This is a genomic window from Enterococcus bulliens, from assembly GCF_053761865.1.
In genome coordinates, this window is sequence record NZ_JBSMXK010000001.1 from 84,178 (window position 1) to 108,451 (window position 24,274).

Sequence of the window (24,274 nt, forward strand, 5' to 3'; positions counted from 1 at the left end):
CCTTATACTAATATACTGATATTCCCTTCTCTGATTGACTCTTTCACATCAAAATCACTTTGTCCGATTTCTGAACTAGGTTGAAAAGTTCTTTTTTTATAAGCTGTTTTTTCTTGATTTTGCTGAAATGCCCCTCCACTATCTAGTTGTGCTTGTGGTTTAATATCATTGAGATCGTGGACCACAAGTTGAGAATCCACCTTTGAAATAGGTTGATTGGATATATGCTCTACATGGTCGACTTTGGTTAAAATTTCTTGAAACTTATGCGTCACGGATTCAAACAGCGTTTTTGTATGCAAGTTATCCATTTTAAACTGCAAATCGATCGTATCTTGCTTCATACTCAATTTCACTTCTACTTTACCTAAAGAATCTGGAAACAACTGGATAGTAATTTGTTGTTTATCACCATTATGCTTTAACTTTTGCATTCCTTCGTTCAATGTTTGAAACAAAGCTTTCTCACTTTTTTGATCCATCATTGATAAGCCATCTTTAGTCACTATCGGTATCGTTATAGTATTTTCGCTTGATTGCGTAGGGATTAATGGACTGGTACCCATTGTTTGGATATTAGTCATCAATCTTTGATCTGTTGTTTCATCATAAACTGTATTTGCGACACTAGATACTATACTTTTTTCTGATACTACTCGGTCGATTTTTGATAGCCTTTTAGTCGAAAAATCACTAGATACTAGTAAAGATGTTGGGATCGTTTGTTTCATTTCTGCATCTTCTACTGGTAATTGCTTCTTGGATGAATCGTTTTGTTTTACGAAGATGTCTGAGCCAGCCACTTCTTTTATGGTACCTTGTTGACTATCAGCTAATGGTGGTTCTTTTGATAAAGTATTTGTTACATTCTGTTCAATAGAATAATCCTTGATATTCTCTTGCATCGATATCAAATTTCCAGCAGTATTCACCGCTATTTGCTCAATTTGATTTTGATATGGATAAACAGCTACTCTATTTAACGATTGTCTAAGTTCACTCACATTTTCAACCACTTGTTTTGACGCACGGACTGGTAGTAAAACATGAGTTTGATTGATTAGTTGTGAAGGTACAACAGAATCTCTTTGTTTAGGCTCTTCTTGTTTAGTTCCTTCAGTTAGCGAAGCTTTGAGAGAAACCTGATCAAAATCGATATCCTCTGTTTTCAAGTTCGTTTGAGCGACAATCCTATTTGGTTCTTTAGTTGTATGTTTAAAAAAGAGTGGCGTGTGTTCAGTTGCTTCACTCACTTGTTCACTCGCAATATTTGTTTGATGTCGATTAACTAAATCATTTCCTACTTGCTCGCTTGGATCATGAACTACTTGATCTAGCTCATTGACTGGGGATAAAACATGCGTTTGATTGATTAACTGTGAAGATACAACTGGCTCTTCTTTGCTGTTAAGTATTTTTTGAGAAGGTCTGTCAGTTGTAGGAGCAACCAGTTCAGGGGTCTTCTGTGATTCTGGATCGCGATTGTTAGTTACTATCAAATGATTATTTGTTATTTGTATTTGAGATGCTGGTTCCTGTAATAAATTTCCTTCAATAGGTTTCTTTGCATTTATATCAGTATCGTCATTTTGTCTATCTTCTGTCTGGATCACTGATTCGGGATTTTGATCATCTTGATAACGACTCATTTCGTCTATCAATGAATACTCTACTGATTGGGTTAAAGATGAATTCCCGTCAAACTGTCTAGACTCTTCTTTTTTAGTTTTTTTAGATAAGTCTAATGAATCATTTGGTAGCAGTACTATAGGTTCTAAAACTTGAGAAGGAACAGAATCGATCGGTTCTTGTTTTTGCATTGTGTTCGTCATTTCACTGATTATCGTTTTAAATAAAAATTGTTGCTCGATAGTTGATTCATTAAGTGTAAATTGACTTCTTTCATTTACAGTAGCTTGATCGATTTTCATCTAGTGATCTCCCTTCTTTGATATAAATAAAGGATAGTACTTAAATTCATCTAGTTCTCTTTGCTCGTGTTTCTTCATTTCTTCTAAAAATGAACTTTCTTGTCTCTCTCTTAACTTTTCTAAAATTTTACCTTTTTTACGAGTTTGAGAAAGACTTGCTAATGCTTCATCTACAGCATCTTGGAGCAAGGACAAACGTGCATATTCTTCAAAAATAACTTCTTCTATTTTTGCTGCATACTGATACGATAATTTCATATACTCGATAGAACTATTTTTTTCTGCCAAGATCTGTTGCTTCTCGTAATCGAGTTTTTGGATCTCTTGCTGTTTTTCAAGTACCTGTTGCTGTTTAAAAAGATACAATTGTTGTGCAAGTTGCTCTTCTTTTTTTCTGATTTGATAAATATTTTCTAATCTGAATTTAAATGGTTTCATACGTCACATCACAATCTATAGACATTCATCTATCGCTCTAGTGAAACAATCCGATCAATTGAGTACGAGTACGTTTGTAATCACTCGATTCATTCACATCTTGCCTTAAGAATAGATTAATCGGCTGTTGCATGCGGATGGCTTCATCAGTGAGGTGATTATTCCCAGACTTATATGCCCCAATGTCGATCAGATCTTTTACTTCTTGATAAATCGCTAAATTTTCTTTTAACTGGCTCGCTGTTTGTTTATGCTCGGCATCGACTAGTTGATTCATTAAGCGACTTAAACTATTTTGAATATCAATTGCAGGATAATGATTTTGGGAAGCGATTTTTCTCGATAAGACCAGATGACCATCTAAAATACCACGAACTGCATCGGCAATCGGTTCGTTCATATCATCACCTTCAACTAAAACGGTATAAAAAGCTGTAATCGAACCTTTATCAGACATACCACTGCGTTCAAGCAATAATGGTAGCGCTGTAAACACAGAGGGTGTGTACCCTCTAGTAGTCGGAGGCTCTCCGATTGATAGACCAATTTCACGTTGCGCCATCGCAAAACGCGTAATCGAGTCCATCATCAAGACTACATTCTTTCCTTGATCACGAAAATACTCTGCGATTGCAGTCGCAACGTGTGCTCCTTTCAATCGAACTAGTGGCGGCATATCTGAAGTCGCACAGACGACTATTGATTTACCGTATCCTTCGCCTAAATCATTCTCAATAAATTCTTTGACTTCTCGACCACGTTCTCCTATTAACCCAATCACGATAACATCAGCTTCACTATGCCTCGCAATCATACCTAGTAAAGTACTTTTTCCAACACCGCTACCTGCAAAAATGCCGATTCTTTGCCCTCTACCTACTGTATTGATACCATCAATGGCTCGAATACCTGTTTCTAAAATATTCTCAATTTTCCTACGTTTAAAAGGGTCTGGAGGTAAATTTAATACTGGATACGTTTCACTGTCACTTAAAACCAACCCATCTAATGGTCGACCTAATCCATCTAGTGTATGGCCAAATAGCTCTTCACTGATTTCAATCGTTAGTGCCTTACCTGTTGCTTGAACTAAACATCCTGGTCGAATACCATCTAAATAATCGAGTGGCATTAAAAGAATTTCGTTTTTTACGAATCCTACTACTTCAGCCAATGTCTGTTTGGTTTCCGATAGAAAAATCACGCAGATCTCGCCAATCGATACCGTTAATCCTTCCACTCTAATTGTCAGTCCAACAACTTCTGTCACTTTCCCATAAATTTCAGTCAATGATTTTTCAGGATAACGTTCAATCCAATTTTCATCAAAATCTATCCAGTTCATGCACTAACTCTTTCTGCTTCGAGTAAAGCTTTTTTCAATTTTTCTAATACGTTTTTTAGATCGAAGACGATTTTTTGGTTCTCAGTATCAATGATATAATCGAATTTTTCTAGCTGTTGATCTGGAAGCACTTGCAATGTGATTTGTTTTGAAAAAATCTGACTATCAGCAAAATAAGTCTGAAGTGTTTCAACGTTGTCAGGATGAACTTTTACAGTAACTCGTTCAGAGATTAGTTCAAGCGTTTCAACCGAATCATGTATCATTTTAGCAAGGATCGATTCATCTTGATTAATTTGTTGATGAACTAACTGCTCAGCAAATCGAATACCAAAATTGATCATTTGTCGTTTGGCATCTTGTTGCCAGTACTCAATTTCAGTTCGAGCATTTTGTCTTTCTTCTTCGATCGATCGCTTCATTTTTTCTGCTTCGATTTCTGCTTGTTTCATACCGGCTAAAAAGCCACTTTCATGCCCTTGTTCCTTACCTTTTACGTAACCATCTTGACGGGCTTTTTCTTGAATTGATTCAGCTGATTGCAATGCATCCTTAATGATATCTTCTCGTTCTTTTTCGGCTTTTAATGTGATATTACGTGCTAATTTCGCTAATTTTTCCGCTTCATCATGAGTACCTAAGTATTGTTCCGGCGCCTTTTCTTCTACTTTCGTGACGATTTTACGAAGGTGTTCATTAGCTAATATCACATTTTTTTTAAGTACCTGACTATTTAATGACTGCATCTTGATCGCCCCTACCTATAAAGATTTCACCCGATTCATCTAAGCGACGAATAATCGCCACGATCGACTGTTGTGCTTCTTCTACAGCTGATAATCGAGTAGGTCCCATAAATTCAATATCTTCTTTTAAGTTTTCAACCGCTCGACTAGATAAATTAGAAAAGATAAACTCTTTGATCGAATCTCCAGAACCTTTAAGTGCTAATACTAAAACAGGTGTCTCTACATCGCGTAAGACTTTTTGGACATCCACATTATCCAAAGTAATGATATCTTCAAACGTAAATAAACTAGCTTTTACTTCATTTGATAATTCCGGCTGTCGTTTTTCTAAATCGGATAAGATATTTTTCTCTGTACTACGGCTTGCAGAATTCAAAATTTCAACTAACGTATGTACCCCACCTACATTTTCCGAATCATTCTCCACGTAATTTGAGAATTTATTCTCGATTACTTGTTCGATTTTTTCGATTACACTAGGTGAGGTGCTTGAAATCTTTCCGATGCGCTCAGCAATTTCTACTTGTAATTCACTTGGGAATTGTGATAGAACGTTTGCTGCTTTATCTGGTTGCATGTAGCACAATACGAGTGAAACGGTTTGTGGATGCTCATTTAATAAAACACTGGTTAACTGTTGAACATCAGCTTTTCTAGCGATATTGAATGGACGTTCTCGTAATTGAATTTGAGTAAGTACATCGATGACTTCTTTAGCTTTTTGTGGACCAAGTGCCTGATTCAATAGTCCTTTTGCATAATCTAAACCACCATCTAAGACGTAATCTCTAGCAACGACCATCGTTGCAAATTCCTCCAAGACCGTTTCGCGTTCATCAGAACTAACAAACTCCGTATTTGCGATTTCATAGCTAATTTTTTGAATATAGCTCTCAGGCAACAACTTCATGATTTTCGCTGAAGTATCTGAACCCAAAGAAATCATTAAAATTGCTGCTTTTTTTATCCCCTCTAATGAATCCATCTCTATTTCTCCCACTTATTTTTCTTTCATCCAGGCTTTGATCAAATCTGCAGCAAGTTCTGGATTCTCTTCGGCTAAACTCTTCGCTTGATCTTGAACTGTCGTTTTCAACACTTCGCTTTGTGTATCCTCTTTTATATTTCCTTGTTCCGCTAATTTCGCTTCTAAGGACATATCAAAACGACTACTTTCATTATCAAAATCAAAAACATCTTCTTCTTCAGGTTCTGCACGTTTTCTAAACAATAAAAATGCGGAAATTACAAAGATGGTAATTAAAAACACAATTCCTAGAATAACTATGTATATAAGCCATTTTTGAAGAAATGTTTTAGTTTCTACTGGTTTTTCTGTTTCTGATTCAGTTTGTACTTTTACAAAATTCATCCCTTGAATCGACAATACATCTCCACGTGCCGCATCATACCCAATAGCTGAGGCTACTAATTCTTGTAAATTTTGTTGTTCAATTGCACTCAAACTTTTATTTACCACAATCGAACTAGTCATTTTTCGGATAGTTGAAGGAGCGGTAACGGTTTTTGTTGTTTCAGAATCGATTTCATTATTCACGCTTCGTTCGTAAGACTTTGTTCCCTCTTCTCCATCTTCACCTGTAACGTTTGAGACATTATCATCTAAAGTTCCGGTTTGTGCTTCTTCTACATCTGCTTGTGTTCCACTTGCTTGCACATTTTCGCTACGAATTGCTGTATCGCCATATGTTACAGTAGTTCTTTCAGTAGCATCAAAATTTAAATCTAGATTGACTGAAGTTTGAAAACCTACAGCACCATATACTGGCTCTAAAAGATTTTGTAATTTTTCTTTTAAACTTTGTTCATAGGATTGCTGAATTTCGACATAACGATCACTCATTCCTGCCGCTGTTCCGTCTTGAGCAGTTTCTGTTGTTAATGTACGTCCATTACTGTCTACGATTTTCACGTTGTCTGGACTTAAATTTTCAACACCACCAGCTACTAAATTTACAATTCCTTGAACAGAACTTGTAGACATTGTATTATTTTTTAAGGTAAGCACCACTGAAGCAGTAGCTGGCTGTGCAGTATCTTGAAAAACACTTTTATCAGGCATCACTAAAAGAACTTTCGCTTTTTGAACGCCACTCAATGTCTCAATTGCTCGTTGTAACTCACCTGTTACTGCACGCTGATACATTATTTTTCGATCTTCATCTGTTGTCATCATGCTAGCATTATCAAACAACTCAAAACCTTGAGTACTATTTGGTAGTTTATTGTCCACTGCCAAATTGATCCGGTATTCATCCACTTTTTCTTTTTCAATCAAAATGGTTTTACCGTTATCTTCTAACTTGTATTTGATTCCTTGTTTTTGTAAATCTTGTGTAATTGTTCCCGCATCTTGTTCACTGATATTTGAAAATAGTGTACTGTATTCTACGGCATTCAAAGCATAGTAACTAAATACACCAATACCAATCAAACTGGCAATCACAAGAATTAAAGTAATACGCTTAACTATTCCCCAGTTTTTCCAGCGATCTTTCAGTGGACTTCCCCATTCACCGAATTGTTCCATCATGTTTCTAATTTCCTCCAGTGTTTCCCCGTCATTTTATTAAAATTGCATATTTTTTAGATCGTTGTATGCTTCTAAACATTTATTGCGAATTTGTACAGCAGTTTGAACCGTTAATTGCGCTTCAGTCATTCGTGTCATAACACTTCCTAAATCTGTTTCTTTTCCAGAAATAATATTTTTTGTATCTTGATCAATAACTGAGATATTTTGATTTAACGTATTCATTGTCTGACTAAGGATTGTTGAAAAGGAATCAGTAGATGATGTTGATGTATCCGTGTTCATTGGTTTATTCAATTGATTGATGATTGATTGATAATTCTGATTGATTGTTGAGATTTCTGGCATAAGTTCGTTCTCCTAGTTTTTCGAAATTTCTAATGCTCGTTTGAGTATCATCTTATTGGTCTCAGCTGCACTAGCATTTGCTTCATACGTTCTTGAAGCCTTTAACATCGCAATCATTTCGTCAGCAATATTTACATTAGATTGCTGAACATAGCCATTTTCATCTGCTTCTGGATTTCTAGGATCATAAGTTTGCTTTATTTCAGTATTCTCTCTGATCCCAGTTGTTCTTACACCATAAGTTTTTGAAGGTCTAGTATTTCCTAGTGACTGTTTTAAATTTTCAGAAAATAATACCGTTTTTTGTCTATATGGACCACCTTGCTCAGTTTTATTCGTATTCACATTTGCAATATTGGATGAAATCGTATCTAATTTAAAGCGCTCCAAAGATAAGCCGCTTGAATTAATATTTAATGCGTTGAAAATTGACATAAACTACCTCTTTTCTGTATTAAGTTGAAGTGACAGCATTAAACATAGATAAACGACCATTTAATTGAGCAGTCAATGCGCTGTAGTACAAGCCATTAGCAGACTGATCTAAAAGTTCTAGCTCTAAATTAACGTTATTTCCATTCTCATCTATACTTAAGCCATTTTTCTCATAAACTTTTCCAATTTGATTTTGATTTATCTGGATGTGCTTTTTATTCGTAGTGGTTAACTGTTGAGATGATGCCGCTTTATCTAATAAACTTTCAAATGCTAAGCGTTTTGCTTTGTAATTTGGTGTATTCACGTTCGCAATATTTGATGAAATCAGCTGCGAACGTTTATCAGCTACTCTCATAGTCTGCTTCAATAAATCATACGTTTCCATAATTCTCCTTTTATTCGATGAATAAGAATTTTTTTGATTTAAAATATAAAAAAAGTTATAATAACTAGCGAATTATAACATAAATTATATTGATTTTTTCTTTTTTATGAGAAAAAAATGAATTTTTTTGCGTTTTTTCCTTAATTTTTTTATTTATTAGCCGCTACATATATTTTTCAACGAAAAAAAAGAAAACGTATAAATAAATGTAAATAACGAACATAATATATTTTATACAATATAACTTACGTTTTATCACTTTTTTCACTTGTTTTAAACAAGCTTTTTTTTATTTGATCAAGGAGGAATAATCATTTGCACTCATCAAAAATTCATTTTCAACCCATTCTTTTAGGGAGCGATATTAACGTTTATGGTATGGCTAGATCTTTTTATGAACAGTATCGAATCAAGTCAATTGCACTTTGCTCATCAAAACTCTCCCCTACAAAAGATTCTAAAATCATAACAGTCTACTCTCTAAGTAAGCTTGAAAAGGAGTCGACGTTTGTAGAAACATTGAAAGAATTTCATAAGAATCAATTACAAAACAATACGCGTTATTTACTGATTGCATGTGGTGATCGTTATGCTAAATTACTTTCAAAATTCCAAGAAGACTTAAAAGATTTGTTTTTATTCGCAACTATTCCTTTTTCTGATTATACAAATTTTGAAGAGAAAGCACATTTTTATAAGCAGTGTGATTTTCATCAACTAGCTTATCCAAATACAATCTATCTTGAACCTAGTACTTGGGAACATACATTAGTAACTAATCAAAAACAAATCCAATTTCCAATTGTTCTAAAGGCGAGTGACAGTATCAGTTATGTAGCAGCTAATATTAAAAATAAAAAAAAAGCGTATAAATTAAATTCACTAAACGAATTAAAAGAAATAATTCAGTCAATTTATGCTTCTAGTTATGTAAAACCCTTAATTTTACAAGAGTACATCCCAGGCGATGATAGCCATATGAGAGTCATGAATGTATATGTCGATCAACATCATAAAGTACGTGCGATGGCATTTGGTCAACCACTATTAGAAGATCCTAGTCCTGAAAGTATTGGAAATTATTTAGCTATACTACCTACTGAGAATAAGTTACTCTATCAACAAATTACTACTTTCTTAGAAGCTATCAATTATCAAGGATTTGCCAACTTTGATTTTAAATTTGATAAAAGAGATGGATGTTATAAAGTCTTCGAAATGAATCTAAGACAGGGACGAAGTAGTTTTTTTTCAGTACTAAATGGAATCAATCTAGCTCAATATATTACAGAAGACTTAGTTTTAAATAAACCATTTTCTAAAATAGTCTATAACAATCAAAATAAACTTTGGTTAGGTGCGCCGTTCTCATTGGTCTATCATTATGTTAGTGATCCAAGTATCAGGAAAAAAATGAGACAATATTTTTATCATCGACAACTAGGAACGACTTTGTTTTATCGTCGTGATATTTCTATTAAACGATTTATTCTCCAATCATATAGCTTTTTACGGTACGCTAAGAAATTAAAAAAACATTTTAAAGAAGAATAAAGGACAATTTTATGCAAAAATTTTTTACAATATTAGGTGGAATGGGGACTATTGCATCTGAACATTTTGTACATCGATTAAATCTACGTACTGATGCTAATTGTGACCAAGAGTACTTGGACTATGTGTTAGTCAACCATGCAACTATTCCAGACCGAACAGATTATTTACTGGATTCTACAAAACAAAATCCTCTTGATTACTTACAAGAAGATATCCATCAATTTTCTAAGTTAAATCCAATGTTTTTTGTATTGACATGTAACACTGCTCATGTTTTTTTCAATCAGTTACAACAATCTACTTCAATCCCAATACTTCATATGCCTGAAATTACCGTTTCAGCGTTGAAGAAAAAAACACAAGCTGTCAACGACAAAAAAATCATTATCTTAGCTACAAAAGGTACTTTAAATCAGCAGATCTATCAAAGACTTTTGAAAAAAAATAAGCTAGACTATATTGTTCCGACTCAAGTAATTCAAGAAAAGGTCACCCATTTGATTTATAAAGACATCAAAGAAAAAAATTATTTGAATTTCAAAATTTTCAAAGAAATTTTAGCTGAAATCAACCAAGAATATACAGATTGTATCGTTATACTTGGTTGTACCGAGTTATCATATATTTACAGTCAGTTCAAATATCAATATGACTGGATTATCGATGCACAAGAAGAATTAATTACAGAGATTCTTAGTAGAATGCAAAATTGATTTTGTATTAACTATTTGAGGATCTAACCGATATTATGATATAAGGGAAACAACTTTGGGAGGAAAAACGTATTATGGATATTTTTTTATTATTGGGAATCATGTTGGGGTTTGTTTCTGTAATTGTCGGAATGATTGTAAAAGGTGCGAATGTTCTCGTACTTCTTAATCCAGCAGCTGCTATTATTATTTTTGTAGGAATCATTGCAGCTGTTGTAAATTCATTTCCTAGTGAAGCGATAAAAAAAATACCTAAATTATTTGGGATATTGTTCAAAAAAAAATCTGATACTAGCATAGAAACTGTTCAAAAAATAGTAGAATTAGCTGGTATCGCTCGTAGTAAAGGACTATTAGCATTAGAGGGACCTGTCCAAGATTTAGATAATCCCTTTTTAAAATCTGGTTTGGAAATGATTGTCGATGGTTTACCTGCAGATCAAGTCCAAGAGATTATGGAAAATCGTATCGCAAGCTTAGAAGATCGTCATGCTGTTGGAATTAATTTATTTAAAACCGCTGGAACAAGCTCACCTACGCTAGGAGTTTTAGGAGCTGTTATTGGTCTGATTGGCGCTTTAGGAAATTTAGAAGATGTAGAAGCTTTAGGCCATATGATTTCAGCAGCTTTTGTAGCAACTCTTTATGGAATCTTTTTTGGTTATGTATTATTTATTCCCTTTAGCAATCGCCTATCTTTAAAATCGCAAGCTGAAGTGACACAAATGATGCTTATCATGGAAGGTGTCCTTGCAATTCAATCAGGAGGTTCTCCAAAAACAATTGAAACAAAACTCTATAGTCTATTAGATCCTAAACTTTTAAACAAAGAACAGGAGGAGAAATAGGTGAAACGTAAAAAAAAAAAAGAAGAACATGTCGATGAAGCTTGGCTACTTCCTTATTCGGATATGTTGACATTACTTTTAGCATTGTTCATCGTAATGTTTGCTACAGCCAAAGTAGACGACAAGAAATTTGAAGAAATCAAAAATGAATTCGGTTCTTTATTATCCAGTCATGCAGGGCAAAGCCAATCTGTTTTAGCTCCTTTTGTAGACATGAAAAACACAGGAACCGAACGAAAAACTTCTGATAAATTTGAAGCACAAAAAAGTGAGTCTGCGCTTAAAGCCTCAATGGAAACGCAACAGTTAAAAAAAATAAGCGATACACTCAATAATGAATTATCAAAAACTTCTTTAAAAGACACTGCCCAAGTCGAATTAAAAAATGACGGTATCCATATTACTTTAGATGGAAACATTTTATTTCGTTCTGGCAAAGCAGAACTATCGGCGGACATGGATCAAACCTTAGCTATTTTAGCAAATACTCTAAAAAAGCTTGATAAACATCCAGTTGTCATCGCCGGACATACAGACAACGTTCCACAATCAGGAGATGCACGTTATCCTACTAATTGGGAACTAAGCTCATCGCGAGCGATTTCTGTTATGAATTATTTTATTAGCAACCGTGTTTTTGATCCAAATGACGTGTCGATTCAAGCATACGCTGATACCCATCCTAAAAAAAGTAATGCTACATCCGAAGGTCGCCAAGCAAACCGTCGTGTAGAATTATTAATTCAACGTAATATTGAAGAAAGTCCTAAGAATAACTCATAATATATTTCAATTAGACTACAGTTATCGATCAGAACTTGTGGAAAAAGAAACAAATATGCTAGAATGATTGAGTCATTGACTAAATCATTGAAGGAGCGATCATTTTGACTCGATTTCGACAAATTGCATTAAGTGTTGTTGCGCTCTTCGTAGTCTATGCTTTAGGCACTCAACCTGTAGCAGCAGATACGATCGGATTTCAACTATTAGAAGTAGGCACTATTTTAGATATTGGACGAGATATTTTATCAACAGTTACGATTAATTATAATTTGATTTATGGTATTGGCGCAGTATTAAACGGCGTTTTATTTTTACTGATTGCACTTATTTTACCAAGAAATGTTATCACTAAACCTGAAGTACAGACTGATCCGTTGAGTGCTTTACCAAAAAAACGCAATAAAAAGAAAACTTCGACTTTCCCTTGGAAAAAATGTGTTACATTAGTTGGCTTAGTGTTATTAGTCATTGGGATTTCATTGATTTCCTTAGCAGCTTTAGCATAAAAAAAACGGATGAGAAAGTATTCTCACCCGTTTTTTTATTTTACAATACGACGCTCGAAAGCATCTTCACTGATACCTTCATCGATCACTAATTTGGCATATTCTTTGGCTCCAAATAATGAATGATCGCGATAATTTCCACAACTTTCAATCGAAACACCTTGAACATCTTCCCAAACTGTTTCGTTGGCGATAATCGTCAATACTTCCGTTAATGCTTTAGCCACTTCTGCTGGACTATGTACGCCCCAAGTGATCAAGTGGAAACCAGTACGGCAGCCAAATGGAGAAATGTCGATAATCCCATCTAAGCGATCACGCATCAAATCAGCTAATAAATGCTCCAATGTGTGGATTGCGCCTGTTGGCATTTCTTTTTCATTCGGTTGTAAGAAACGTAAATCATAGTTTGCGATCACATCACCTTTAGGCCCGTTTTCTTCTGCAATCAAACGAACATACGGTGCTTTTACCTTTGTGTGATCTAATGTAAAACTTTCAACTTCTGCCATGTATTTTCCTCCTTTAGTTACCTTGGATTACAGTGTCAGTGTAGTAGACCTTTTTTTATTTGTCAAATACCTTATTTATCTTGATTAAAATCATACGAAAAACCATCGAAAGTTTCTCCATCGTAGTATTTCATCAAATCAGAAACGGAAAGAAGTGCTGAAGTCATCTCTTCTTGTTCTTCTTTTTGGGCTTCATGCTGTGTTTCTACATAAATTTGATATTTTTCCATTAGGCGACGATACATCACTTGTTTCGAGTTTCCTTCACCGGCTAAAAAAGGCAATTCGCGTAGATAAGCACGATATAGCGGAACCTCTCCTTCAAACTCGATCGGCAACTCAACTACTGATAACTGTAACTCTTCAAAACGTTCAATCATGATTACTTACTCACTCACTTCTTTTTACTATCCTGCAATATCCACAATGCGGTCAACGAAATCTTCATAAAATTCTTGTTCATGGGATACGACAATCACCGTTCCCGGATAGTTACGTAGACTGTCTCGCAAACTTTCTTTTGTTTCTTGGTCAATATGGTTAGTTGGTTCGTCTAAAATCAAGAAGTTTCCTGGCGTCATCGTCATTTGTGCCAATTTGACTTTAGTCTGTTCTCCACCACTTAACTGATTCAACGGTTCTTGTGCAAGTTGGCTCACAAGTCCTGCTTGGGATAGGTGGCGACGGATCTCTTTGACTGTCGCTTTTTCAAACATACGACCTAAATATTGGATCGGCGTTTCTAAAGGGGCTTCCCACACAAGATCTTGTGAAAAATAGTTGACTTTAGTATTGGCCGGAAATTGAAAATCTCCACCTAAAGACTCTAATTGTCCAATCAATGTTTTTAACAAAGTCGATTTCCCGATTCCATTGAACCCTCTGATCGCAATCAATTCACCATAGCGAATCGTTAATTGGATTGGATCAAGTAGCGGACGTTCATAACCAATAACTAATTGATCAGTCGTCAAGGCTAACGTGCTGACGATAGGCTGGTATGGAAACTGGAAGTTAGGTTTTGGCGCATCAGAAGGCGGTGTTAATCGTTCCACTTTCGCTAATTGCTTCTCACGACTTTTCGCCATCGTTGAACGCGATCCAGCTTTATACTTACGAATATACGCTTCTGTCTTTTCGATTTGTTTCTTTTGTGATTCATATTGTCGCAAATAAGATTCGCGATTGGCTTCTTTTTGTTTTAAGGCTTTGGTTAAATTTCCAGTATACTTCGTCAACTGACCAAATTCGATATCGGCAATATGAGTCGTGATCTCATCTAAAAAGGTCCGATCATGTGAGATGACTAAAAACGTACCATCAAAGTTTTGTAAAAAGTTTTTTAACCACTCTACATGTGTATCGTCTAAATGGTTGGTCGGTTCATCCAATACTAACATATCTGGCTTTTCTAGTAGTAGTTTAGCTAAGATTACTTTCGAACGTTGACCTCCACTTAGATCTTTTAAGACAGAATCTAGTCCTAAAACTTGTAATCCTAAACCACTTGCCATCTCTTGGATCAACGTATCCATTTGGTAAAAATCACCTTGGTCAAGCTGTGTTTGCAATTTTCCAGCACGCTCTAGTAATTTATCTTCCATCGTTTCAGCATATTCAGTATAGGCTGCAGTGATTTGCGCTTCCATATCTAATTCTTTTTGAAAAGCTGTTTTCAAAAATTCAAAAATCGTTAACGCTTCATCCACTTCAACGTATTGATCTAAATAGCCCATGTGACAATTTTTAGGCATCGTGACTTGCCCATTATCTGGTAATAATTCGCCTGTAATGATTTTGATCAACGTCGATTTCCCAGCGCCATTTTGTCCGATGAGCCCGACATGTTCTCCTTTATTGACTTGCAAATTAAGTTGTTCATATAAAATTTTATCTCCAAATTGTTGCGTAATATCGATTAAACTAAGCATTTTTCTTTCCCTTCCTCATGTACAGAACCAAAAACGCTGTAGACAAAATGTCTACAGCGTGACGCTATTTGATTCATCTCACACTGATTTACACGGATAATCCTCAAACCAGTCTAACATGCACACTCTAAAAAGTCTAGATAAGCTACTTCACTCAAATGAAAGTTCGACTTCTAACAGATGATCTTCTTGTGCGGATACCCGATAATCCGGTAACACATCGCTTCCCCAACTATCGATACCACCAACACCACGAACCGCACCATAAATAGATAATACGGTACGTCTAGCTAGCGGCAATTCCTCTTGATGGGTCGCACTTTCTAATTCCATCGGTGTATAAGGTACACACGAAAAGTGAAAGGGTTTATTTAAGGCATTTACGCGCAAGTGACTTTCATGATAAGGTACGTGACGATTGTCTAATTGTGTATCACGCGTTACTTTGACCCAGTTGGTCTCCATATGCATGCCTGAGTCTTGAGGCACAAGATACGGTGCTACTAGCAGACCTTCTACATGGTATTCCCCAGGTTTTCCACCTTGTTTGCGATCTGGATACGTCTCACCAGAAAGTCCATCATACGTAAATCCAGTAGCCAAAGTAGGCATGATCATGCGTATTCCAAAAACAGGTAATTCAGGAAGCTCAGCCTGTCCGTGGTATCGCGCAGTCACTTTGATCGTACCTTCCACGCCTACAGTATATGTGATATCCGTGGTAGTTTTTGGTACAGTGATCGTTTCATACGTATACGTGATTGCTACTGTTTCGGCTTTTTGAATCGTTTGAAATTGATTGTTCGCGGGTGCGATCGCTACTGCTGTTTGATCTTGTTGATCCACAACAACATGAATTGCGGTACATTGAGTAAAGTGATCTGCACTTAACCACATGCCAGATTTCAAATGAAATTGACTTCCACGATCGTTGTCCGTTAATGCTCGCCAATAAGTCGGCTTGATTGGACGATACAGCCACTCGCGCTGCTTGACCTTAACTGACTCTAATCCACCGGCTACATGTGAAAATAAATAGCTAAACTCTTCACCATGAACACCTAACACGACATCGCCATAAACGACAGCTAATTTAGCGGTATTTTTCATAATAATAAGCTACCTCCTGAATTGATGGTTTAGCCTGACGTGTGGCAAACAATAATCCATTACCAGAAAATTCATAATCTGATGGACGATCATCAAAATCGCCACCATAACGTAATACTTCTTGTCCAGTCAACGGATCTTTACGTAAAATTGCTTGATCGATATAGTCCCAAATAAAACCACCTTGATAAGATTCAAATTCATCATACAATTCCATATATTCTTTTAGTCCACCTAAAGAATTTCCCATATTATGCATAAACTCACACAAGATAAACGGTTTTTGTCCATCTTGTTTAAAATAGGTACGGATTTCTTCAGGCGAAGCATACATGCGACTTTCCATATCTGAAATGAAAGGTTTCATCGCCTCATCATAAAATACGCCTTCATAATGAACCAAACGAGATGAGTCGACTTTTTTATAATATGCATTCATCTCTTTTAATGTTTCGCCGACGAAAGATTCATTTCCTAGTGACCAAAATAAGATCGATGGATGGTTTTTAAACCATTCATAATTGGAAATCGCTCGATCCAACGTCACTTCACGCCATACTGGATAATCACCAGGAACATTCCAAGAAGGTTCGATCGCACCCATTTTTTGCCAAGAACCATGGGTTTCTAAGTTAGTTTCAGCCATCATATAGATTCCTGCATAATCACAACGATCGTAAAACGATAAACGATTCGGATAGTGTGATGTACGGACGGCATTAATAGCATTTTCCTTCATAAACTCAATATCGAACTGTTCATCTTCATCTGTAATGACGCGACCACTTTTTGCATTCCATTCATGACGATTGACGCCATTTAATTTCAAACGTCGACCATTTAAATACATGACCTTATCGTCTAAGACCAATTCACGAAAACCAAACGTTACAGGTGTATACGAAATGACTTTATCGTCTTTTAAGATCTCAACAATCACTTGATAACACTCTGGTGTAGTAATATCCCATAATAAAATATCAGAAAGTTCGAATTCAATCATTTTCTCACTCGACGTCTTTTGTAACAACTCGTGCCCATCTTTTTGTACAGTATAACGATAACACGCTCCTTCATCGCGTAATACTTTTAATTCGATCGCTACTTTTCCTGTTTTTTCTTGACTATTCACCTTAGGCTTTACTGTGATATCTTCCAAATGAATAGGATTTTCACCAATCAATTCGACTGAACGAAAGATCCCAAAAAAACGAAAGAAATCTTGATCTTCTAAAAAAGCAGCTGTGCTTCGTTTATATACTTCGACAGCTAATAAATTATCACTCGCTTTTAAAAATGGTGTCAAATCAAATTCTGAAGGTGTGAAACTGTCTTCTGCATAACCAATAAACTCCCCATTTAACCAAATATACATCGCTTGCTCTACACCGTTAAATCGAATCCTTACTGGACGATCAAGTAGTGCTTCTTCTAGATCAAAGGTCAAGCGATACGAGCCCACTGGATTTTCTGGATCTTGGCTAAACATCCCTTGCGTTTGATCTGGGCGACGATAACGTTTCCCTTCCCACGGATACATCGTATTGATATAGTGTAACGTATCGTAGTCAGAAAATTCGATATGTTGCGGAACACGAATCGTATCAAAACTAGAACCATCAAAGTCCGTCTGATAAAAATCTTTAGGACGAACTTGAGGATTTTGACTATAACAAAAATCCCAAATACCATCTAAATTTTGTACACGTGATCGCTTTTGCTCATACATTTCTTTTGAGCTGTAGTTTATATGATCACTATGTGCATCCAAACGTCCAACACGAAATATTTCTGGTTGATCTAACCATTCAATCGATGGATTCATTCCACTACCTACTTTCTTTTTTAGCTTGCAGATGAAACTACTTGCTGAGCGGTAAACTCTGCTTCTAGCTCTGCTACAATTTTTTTATGTTTTTTCTCAGTTAGCGTTACTTTAAATGCAAACACTAAGCCTGAAAGAATCATTAAAGCTGCGGGTAAATAAAACGCATAAATCTTAAATACGGTAACATCTTTCGTCGTGATTTCTTGGAACGTAGCATTACCTGTCATACCGGCTGCGATTGCTACAATTCCTACGATCCCGTTAGATAATGCACCAGCGATCTTGTCTAATAATGGACGAATCGATAAGGTAACAGCTTCATTACGTACCCCATTTTTCCATTGACCATATTCAACAGCATCCGTAATCGTCATCAATGCGGACAAAAAGATCAATTGTTGTGGAAAATAAAATAAAATCAAGCCGACTAGAATCAAACCTAAGTGTTGACCTGCAATACTAAAGAAAATATAAGACGATGCCATCACCGCAAGTCCGATCAAATACACATATCGTCTAGAAATCAAACGAGTTAAGGTTGGAAATAGCGGTACTGCGATAATGCCAAGCGCTGCTGCTACGAATCCTACTAACCAAAATGCTGAAGCATCACCATAAACAAATTTAAAGTACAATAACAATACAGCCGTCGTCGCGACATTCGCGATCGCATACGCAATGTATGATAATGATAACCACATCAACTGATCATTTTGTGCAATCGCTTTAAATACTGTGCGTATCGTTACTTTTTCAGTTTGTTGACGGATAACGCTATCATTTTCTTTAGTGTTTAAAACTGTAATGATCGCGCTTCCTGCAGCAACGATGGCAACGATGATTCCAAACCAAAACCAACCAGAAGCCCCTTGCTCACCTTTTTGGCCAGTCATCAAATACGTAAAGAAAATTGTAATCGGTACCACTACTAAAGTCGTTCCATTAGCACCTAGCGATGAACCAAAACGAGCAAATGTTGCCAAATTCTCACGCTCTTTTGTTTCTGTACTCAAAGCCGGGATCATTGACCAAAACGCGATATCTTTAAATGAATAAAATGAATCTAATAAGATAAAACAAATACCAAATAATATTACAAATAATACCGGGTTCGTTTCTGGTAAACCAAAAAAGTTCGTAAATAATGGAATCAATAATAATGAACTCATCACACCACCAACAACTAGCCATGGTTTAAATTTACCATATTTGGTTCTCGTATTGTCGATGACTCCTCCAATGATTGGATCAAATAAAATCTCGACTAAACGAATACCCACGACCAAAGTAGTGACGATCCCAATCAATTTTGCTGCTGTAGCTTTATCTGTATTGGCAAACATCGAACTTTTTTCCCCATAATCCATCATCCCTCTTAAAAATATTTAACGCTTTCATAAACCTAGTATAGCAGTTAATAAAACGTTTTCCTTATGTTTTTGTCGCACTTATTTAACAAAATGTTGCATATTATGCTAAAGTAAGCAGAGGGGTGATTTTATGGAACAAGCAATTTTTTCAGTTTTACCACAACGAACGATCCAAGCTTCTTTGCAATTTGAATTTTGTGGTTTTTCCAAAACACTAGATCATCATTCATTTGGTCCAGCTGTACGTGATCTATATATTTTACATTTAGTGTTAGATGGTGAAGGAATGTATACCGTCAAAAATAAACAATATAGTCTTAAAAAAGGCGATTTTTTTCTGATCCGACCTTATGACACTACTTTCTACAGTTCCTCGATCAAAGATCCTTGGAGCTATATTTGGCTAGCCTTTAGCGGTGCGACTGCAGATCAGATCATCACGAAAAGCTGTTTAGAACGAGATTACTATGTCGCTTCAACGACAAATATCACACCCTATATCAGTACGATCCAAGCATGTTTAGAATTAGATCATAGTGACTTGATCCAAGAATTGAAGCTCACCGAACTGACCTATCGCTTTTTAGCTCTCTTTGTACAAGATGCGGTCAATTCTGAGCCGAATATTGCTCAAAAAGTATCTCCTCTGATCTTATAAGTGATCCAATTGATCAAGGAAGAGTATCAAACGATCTCAATCCAACAATTGGCTGCAACTCTAGCTGTCAATCGTAGTCATCTTTCACGTCAATTCAAAAAAGAGATGAATATGACGATCCAACAATGGTTGATGAGTATTCGGATCAATCAAGCTGCTTTTTTACTAATCAATACCGATCAAAGTGTTGAAAGCATCAGTGAAGCTGTCGGGTTCTCTAGTTTGGTTTCATTTAGTCGTGCTTTTCATCGCTATACTAATGAAGCTCCGACTACTTATCGTAAACGTGTACATCAACCTGAAGGCTCTATCGATTCTTTTGAAACGTTGATCAAACGCATCGCAAAACAATCCCCTACGACTCGTTCCACATAAAAAAGGTGATGTGACAAAAATCTGTCACATCACCGAAAAATCAAATAAACAGCATTCCCGAAATAGTATTTTCAAAAAAAGCCGAATAATAACCGAAATAGACAAAGCTATTATCGGAATTATTCGGCTTATTTCATTTAGCTGTCCATTTCTGACACAGCTTCATTTTTGATTATACTTCTTGATTGTTTGCCAATGCATCTTCGACAGCCATTTGTGCTTCAATATCAGAGATACTGTAGACATTTTCGCTTACGACTGATACTTCTTTTGGCTCCATGTTACGGTAACGAGCCATACCAGTACCAGCAGGAATAATTTTCCCGATGATAACATTTTCTTTCAATCCAAGTAATGGATCTTTTTTACCACGGATCGCAGCATCTGTTAATACACGAGTTGTTTCTTGGAATGACGCAGCAGATAAGAAACTATTTGTTTCTAATGATGCTTTGGTAATTCCTAGTAACACTGGACGCGCAGTGGCTGGTACGCCACCTGCTACTAATGTTTCGTAGTTACGATCTTTAAAGTCAGCGATATCTAATAATGTTCCTGGTAAGATATCTGTATCACCTGGATCCATCACGCGAACTTTACGTAACATTTGACGAACCATTACTTCGATATGTTTATCGCCGATTTCTACCCCTTGCATACGGTATACACGTTGTACTTCACGCAATAGATAATTTTCAACTGATAATACATCACGAACTTGTAACAATTGTTTTGGATCGATCGAACCTTCAGTAAGTGGTGCACCACGATGAATCATGTCGCCTTCCACTACTTTCATACGTGCTGTAAATGGTACAGTATACGTACGAGTATCTGTTTGACCTTTGATCGTTACTTCTTTTGTACGTGTAGCAGAATCTTCAGAGATGTCGATTACGTCACCAGTAACTTCAGTGATGACCGCTTGCCCTTTAGGATTACGTGCTTCAAAGATTTCTTGGACACGAGGAAGCCCTTGAGTAATATCGTCCCCGGCAACCCCACCGGTATGGAATGTACGCATTGTTAACTGTGTACCAGGTTCACCGATTGATTGGGCAGCGATCGTTCCAACTGCTTCACCAACTTCAACTTGAGCACCAGTCGCTAAGTTACGACCATAGCAATGTTTACATACACCGTGTTTTGTATTACATGTAAATACCGAACGGATCGATACCATTTCGATTCCTGCTTCGATGATTTGTTTTGCAAGATCTTCAGTGATTAATTCGTTTGTACCCACGATAATCGCACCTGTTTCAGGATCTAAAACAGCTTTACGTGTGTAACGACCAATTAAACGCTCTTCTAGTGATTCGATGATTTCGTTACCTTCAGTAATCGCACGAATATCTAAACCACGATCAGTTCCACAATCGTCTTCACGGATGATCACATCTTGGGCAACGTCTACTAGACGACGAGTCAAGTAACCTGAATCGGCAGTCTTTAAGGCAGTATCGGTCATTCCTTTACGTGCTCCATGGGTAGAGATAAACATCTCTAAAACAGTTAGTCCTTCACGGAAGTTTGAGATGATCGGTAACTCCATGATTCGACCATTCGGAGCGGCCATCAATCCACGCATACCAGCAAGCTGAGTAAAGTTGGAGATGTTACCACGGGCTCCAGAATCTGACATCATGAAGATTGGATTTTTCGCATCTAAAGATTCCATCAGTTTTTGTTGGATTTGATCTTTAGCGCCATTCCAAACCGCAATTACGCGTTCATAACGTTCATCGTCTGTAATCAAACCACGACGGAATTGTTTCGTAATCACTTCTACTTGATGATGGGCTTCTTCAATAATTTCTTGCTTCTCATGTAAGACCATGATATCCGCAATCCCTACTGTGATCCCAGCAGTTGTAGAATGTTTGTACCCTAAGTCTTTCATACGGTCAAGCATGTGAGACGTTTCGGTTACTTTAAAACGTTTGAAGACTTCAGCGATGATATTTCCTAGATTTTTCTTCTTGAATGGTCCCACAAGTTCTTGTTCTTTGATAAATGTTGGGATATCTGTTCCAGCACCGACAAAGTATTTGTCAGGTGTTTGAACTGTCAAGTTGAAATCAGTAGGTTCATTTAAATAAGGGAATTCTGGTGGCATGATTGAGTTAAAGATAATCTTACCAACAGTAGTTACCATTAATTTATTGCGTTGTTCTTCAGTAAATGGTTTGTCACCTAAAGTTTTAGGATTTACAGCAATACGTGAATGTAAATGCACGTAGCCATTGCGCCATGCAGTCACTGCTTCATCCATATCACGGAAGATCATGCCTTCGCCTTCGCGATCAGATTCTTCCATTGTTAAGTAATAGTTTCCTAATACCATATCCTGAGAAGGCGTTACAACTGGTTTACCATCTTTAGGGTTCAAGATATTTTGAGCCGCAAGCATCAACATACGCGCTTCTGCTTGTGCTTCTTCATTTAATGGTACGTGAACAGCCATTTGGTCTCCATCGAAATCGGCATTGTACGCTTCACAAACAAGTGGATGCAAGCGGATCGCACGACCTTCAACTAAAACTGGTTCAAAGGCTTGGATACCTAAACGGTGAAGCGTAGGTGCCCGGTTCAACAGTACTGGATGCTCTCTGATGACGTCTTCTAAAACGTCCCAAACTTCATCTTCTTGGCGTTCGATCTTACGTTTTGCATTTTTGATGTTTGATGCAAGTTCGCGTTGAACTAACTCGCGCATCACAAATGGTTTAAATAACTCGATTGCCATTTCTTTAGGTAATCCACATTGATACATTTTTAAGAATGGTCCTACTACGATTACTGAACGACCAGAGTAATCGACACGTTTACCAAGTAAGTTTTGACGGAAACGACCTTGTTTCCCTTTCAACATATGAGAAAGAGATTTCAATGGACGGTTACCTGGTCCAGTCACTGGACGGCCACGACGACCATTATCGATCAACGCGTCAACAGCTTCTTGCAACATGCGTTTTTCATTTTGAACAATGATATTTGGCGCGTTTAAGTCTAATAAACGTTTCAAACGATTGTTACGGTTGATCACACGACGGTATAGATCATTTAAATCAGAAGTCGCAAAACGACCACCTTCTAATTGAACCATCGGACGTAGATCTGGAGGAATAACAGGAATAACATCCATTACCATCCAACTTGGTTTGTTGCCAGAAGCACGGAAAGCTTCTAAAATATCTAGACGACGAATCGCACGTGTCCGTTTTTGACCTGAAGCAGTTTTCAATTCTTCTTTTAATTCAACAACTTCACCATCAAGATCAACAGTTTCCAACAATTGACGGATTGCTTCAGCACCCATCGCAGCATTGAATTCTTGACCATATTGTGCACGTTTTTCGCGGTATTCGCGTTCAGTCAATAATTGTTTTTTCTCTAAGCTAGTATTTCCAGCATCGATTACAACATATGAGGCAAAATAAATGACTTCTTCTAAGGCACGAGGGCTCATGTCTAATACAAGACCCATGCGTGAAGGAATTCCTTTAAAGTACCAGATATGTGAAACAGGTGCTGCTAGTTCGATGTGACCCATACGTTCACGACGAACTTTTGAACGAGTGACTTCTACGCCACAACGGTCACAAACGATTCCTTTATAACGGATACGTTTGTATTTTCCACAAGCACATTCCCAATCTTTTGTAGGACCAAAAATACGCTCGTCGAATAGACCTTCACGTTCAGGTTTTAAAGTACGATAGTTAATAGTCTCAGGTTTTTTTACTTCACCATAAGACCAGCTTCTGATTTTTTCTGGAGAAGCTAAACCGATTTGCATACTTTCGAATTTATTTACATCGATCAAAAGGGGTTCCCTCCATTTCATTTCACGGCTGAATCAAACAAGTAGGTCACTTTGCTAAGCAAA

The 24,274-nt window shown here is 36.6% G+C and carries 22 protein-coding genes and 1 pseudogene; 7 read left to right on the plus strand and 16 right to left on the minus strand.

Features of this window, described 5'->3' with window-relative positions; genetic code table 11:
• Window positions 1–2 precede the first annotated feature (2 nt).
• From ACWOEC_RS00480 to flgB, 9 genes are read right to left on the minus strand one after another with little or no spacing between them, the layout of a single operon-like run.
• Window positions 3–1,931, minus strand: a complete 1,929-nt coding sequence (locus ACWOEC_RS00480) for a flagellar hook-length control protein FliK (protein ID WP_455305362.1) — start codon at window positions 1,929–1,931, stop codon at window positions 3–5.
• Complete coding sequence (locus ACWOEC_RS00485; protein WP_455305363.1) at window positions 1,932–2,369, minus strand: flagellar export protein FliJ; 438 nt, start codon at window positions 2,367–2,369, stop codon at window positions 1,932–1,934.
• Between the two features lie 37 nt (window positions 2,370–2,406).
• On the minus strand, window positions 2,407–3,714 hold the full coding sequence (locus tag ACWOEC_RS00490) for a FliI/YscN family ATPase (protein ID WP_455305364.1): 1,308 nt from the start codon (window positions 3,712–3,714) through the stop codon (window positions 2,407–2,409).
• On the minus strand, window positions 3,711–4,460 hold the full coding sequence (locus ACWOEC_RS00495; protein ID WP_455305365.1) for a FliH/SctL family protein: 750 nt from the start codon (window positions 4,458–4,460) through the stop codon (window positions 3,711–3,713). The genes ACWOEC_RS00490 and ACWOEC_RS00495 overlap by 4 nt, the downstream gene beginning before the upstream one ends.
• Window positions 4,444–5,448 carry a flagellar motor switch protein FliG gene (gene fliG, locus ACWOEC_RS00500; RefSeq protein ID WP_455305366.1) on the minus strand — a complete coding sequence of 335 codons (1,005 nt, stop codon included), beginning with the start codon at window positions 5,446–5,448 and terminating at the stop codon, window positions 4,444–4,446. Before fliG ends, ACWOEC_RS00495 begins: the two co-directional genes overlap by 17 nt.
• A gap of 15 nt (window positions 5,449–5,463) precedes the next feature.
• A complete protein-coding gene (gene fliF / locus ACWOEC_RS00505; RefSeq protein WP_455305367.1) occupies window positions 5,464–7,017 on the minus strand; it encodes a flagellar basal-body MS-ring/collar protein FliF in 1,554 nt (517 codons plus the stop codon).
• 36 nt (window positions 7,018–7,053) lie between these two features.
• Window positions 7,054–7,365 carry a flagellar hook-basal body complex protein FliE gene (gene fliE / locus ACWOEC_RS00510; RefSeq protein WP_455305368.1) on the minus strand — a complete coding sequence of 104 codons (312 nt, stop codon included), beginning with the start codon at window positions 7,363–7,365 and terminating at the stop codon, window positions 7,054–7,056.
• 12 nt (window positions 7,366–7,377) lie between these two features.
• Window positions 7,378–7,800 carry a flagellar basal body rod protein FlgC gene (gene flgC / locus ACWOEC_RS00515; RefSeq protein WP_455305369.1) on the minus strand — a complete coding sequence of 141 codons (423 nt, stop codon included), beginning with the start codon at window positions 7,798–7,800 and terminating at the stop codon, window positions 7,378–7,380.
• A 19-nt stretch (window positions 7,801–7,819) separates the two neighbouring features.
• Window positions 7,820–8,188: a flagellar basal body rod protein FlgB gene (flgB, locus tag ACWOEC_RS00520; protein WP_455305370.1), complete on the minus strand. Its 369-nt coding sequence runs from the start codon at window positions 8,186–8,188 to the stop codon at window positions 7,820–7,822.
• Between the two features lie 315 nt (window positions 8,189–8,503).
• Between flgB and ACWOEC_RS00525 the strand changes: the two genes are divergently transcribed.
• The 5 genes from ACWOEC_RS00525 to ACWOEC_RS00545 all read left to right on the plus strand — a co-directional run bounded on the left by ACWOEC_RS00525 (window position 8,504) and on the right by ACWOEC_RS00545 (window position 12,598).
• On the plus strand, window positions 8,504–9,742 hold the full coding sequence (locus tag ACWOEC_RS00525) for a carboxylate--amine ligase (RefSeq protein ID WP_455305371.1): 1,239 nt from the start codon (window positions 8,504–8,506) through the stop codon (window positions 9,740–9,742).
• 11 nt (window positions 9,743–9,753) lie between these two features.
• Window positions 9,754–10,458, plus strand: a complete 705-nt coding sequence (locus ACWOEC_RS00530) for an aspartate/glutamate racemase family protein (RefSeq protein ID WP_455305372.1) — start codon at window positions 9,754–9,756, stop codon at window positions 10,456–10,458.
• 74 nt (window positions 10,459–10,532) lie between these two features.
• On the plus strand, window positions 10,533–11,306 hold the full coding sequence (motA, locus tag ACWOEC_RS00535) for a flagellar motor stator protein MotA (protein ID WP_455305373.1): 774 nt from the start codon (window positions 10,533–10,535) through the stop codon (window positions 11,304–11,306).
• Entirely contained in the window at window positions 11,307–12,089 is a 783-nt protein-coding gene (locus ACWOEC_RS00540; RefSeq protein WP_455305374.1) for a flagellar motor protein MotB, read from the plus strand.
• A 104-nt stretch (window positions 12,090–12,193) separates the two neighbouring features.
• On the plus strand, window positions 12,194–12,598 hold the full coding sequence (locus tag ACWOEC_RS00545; RefSeq protein WP_455305375.1) for a hypothetical protein: 405 nt from the start codon (window positions 12,194–12,196) through the stop codon (window positions 12,596–12,598).
• 35 nt (window positions 12,599–12,633) lie between these two features.
• Here the strand turns inward: ACWOEC_RS00545 and ACWOEC_RS00550 are convergent, their stop codons facing one another.
• From ACWOEC_RS00550 to ACWOEC_RS00575, 6 genes and pseudogenes are all read right to left on the minus strand, one after another.
• A complete protein-coding gene (locus ACWOEC_RS00550) occupies window positions 12,634–13,110 on the minus strand; it encodes an S-ribosylhomocysteine lyase (RefSeq protein WP_297076534.1) in 477 nt (158 codons plus the stop codon).
• A gap of 71 nt (window positions 13,111–13,181) precedes the next feature.
• On the minus strand, window positions 13,182–13,490 hold the full coding sequence (locus tag ACWOEC_RS00555; protein ID WP_455305376.1) for a hypothetical protein: 309 nt from the start codon (window positions 13,488–13,490) through the stop codon (window positions 13,182–13,184).
• Between the two features lie 27 nt (window positions 13,491–13,517).
• On the minus strand, window positions 13,518–15,041 hold the full coding sequence (locus ACWOEC_RS00560) for an ABC-F family ATP-binding cassette domain-containing protein (RefSeq protein ID WP_455305377.1): 1,524 nt from the start codon (window positions 15,039–15,041) through the stop codon (window positions 13,518–13,520).
• 150 nt (window positions 15,042–15,191) lie between these two features.
• Window positions 15,192–16,151 carry a beta-galactosidase small subunit gene (locus ACWOEC_RS00565; RefSeq protein WP_455305378.1) on the minus strand — a complete coding sequence of 320 codons (960 nt, stop codon included), beginning with the start codon at window positions 16,149–16,151 and terminating at the stop codon, window positions 15,192–15,194.
• On the minus strand, window positions 16,135–17,976 hold the full coding sequence (locus ACWOEC_RS00570) for a glycoside hydrolase family 2 TIM barrel-domain containing protein (RefSeq protein ID WP_455305379.1): 1,842 nt from the start codon (window positions 17,974–17,976) through the stop codon (window positions 16,135–16,137). The genes ACWOEC_RS00565 and ACWOEC_RS00570 overlap by 17 nt, the downstream gene beginning before the upstream one ends.
• Before the next feature lie 20 nt (window positions 17,977–17,996).
• Window positions 17,997–19,328: pseudogene (locus tag ACWOEC_RS00575) on the minus strand (glycoside-pentoside-hexuronide (GPH):cation symporter); the annotation flags it as partial.
• A 151-nt stretch (window positions 19,329–19,479) separates the two neighbouring features.
• Here ACWOEC_RS00575 and ACWOEC_RS00580 point away from each other — a divergent pair.
• Together ACWOEC_RS00580 and ACWOEC_RS00585 are read left to right on the plus strand one after the other, a co-directional pair.
• Window positions 19,480–20,007, plus strand: a complete 528-nt coding sequence (locus ACWOEC_RS00580) for an AraC family ligand binding domain-containing protein (RefSeq protein WP_455305380.1) — start codon at window positions 19,480–19,482, stop codon at window positions 20,005–20,007.
• Entirely contained in the window at window positions 20,008–20,382 is a 375-nt protein-coding gene (locus ACWOEC_RS00585) for a helix-turn-helix domain-containing protein (protein ID WP_455305381.1), read from the plus strand.
• Window positions 20,383–20,554: 172 nt separating this feature from the next.
• Here ACWOEC_RS00585 and rpoC read toward each other — a convergent pair whose 3' ends face one another.
• Window positions 20,555–24,211: a DNA-directed RNA polymerase subunit beta' gene (gene rpoC / locus ACWOEC_RS00590; RefSeq protein WP_455305382.1), complete on the minus strand. Its 3,657-nt coding sequence runs from the start codon at window positions 24,209–24,211 to the stop codon at window positions 20,555–20,557.
• Window positions 24,212–24,274 lie beyond the last annotated feature (63 nt).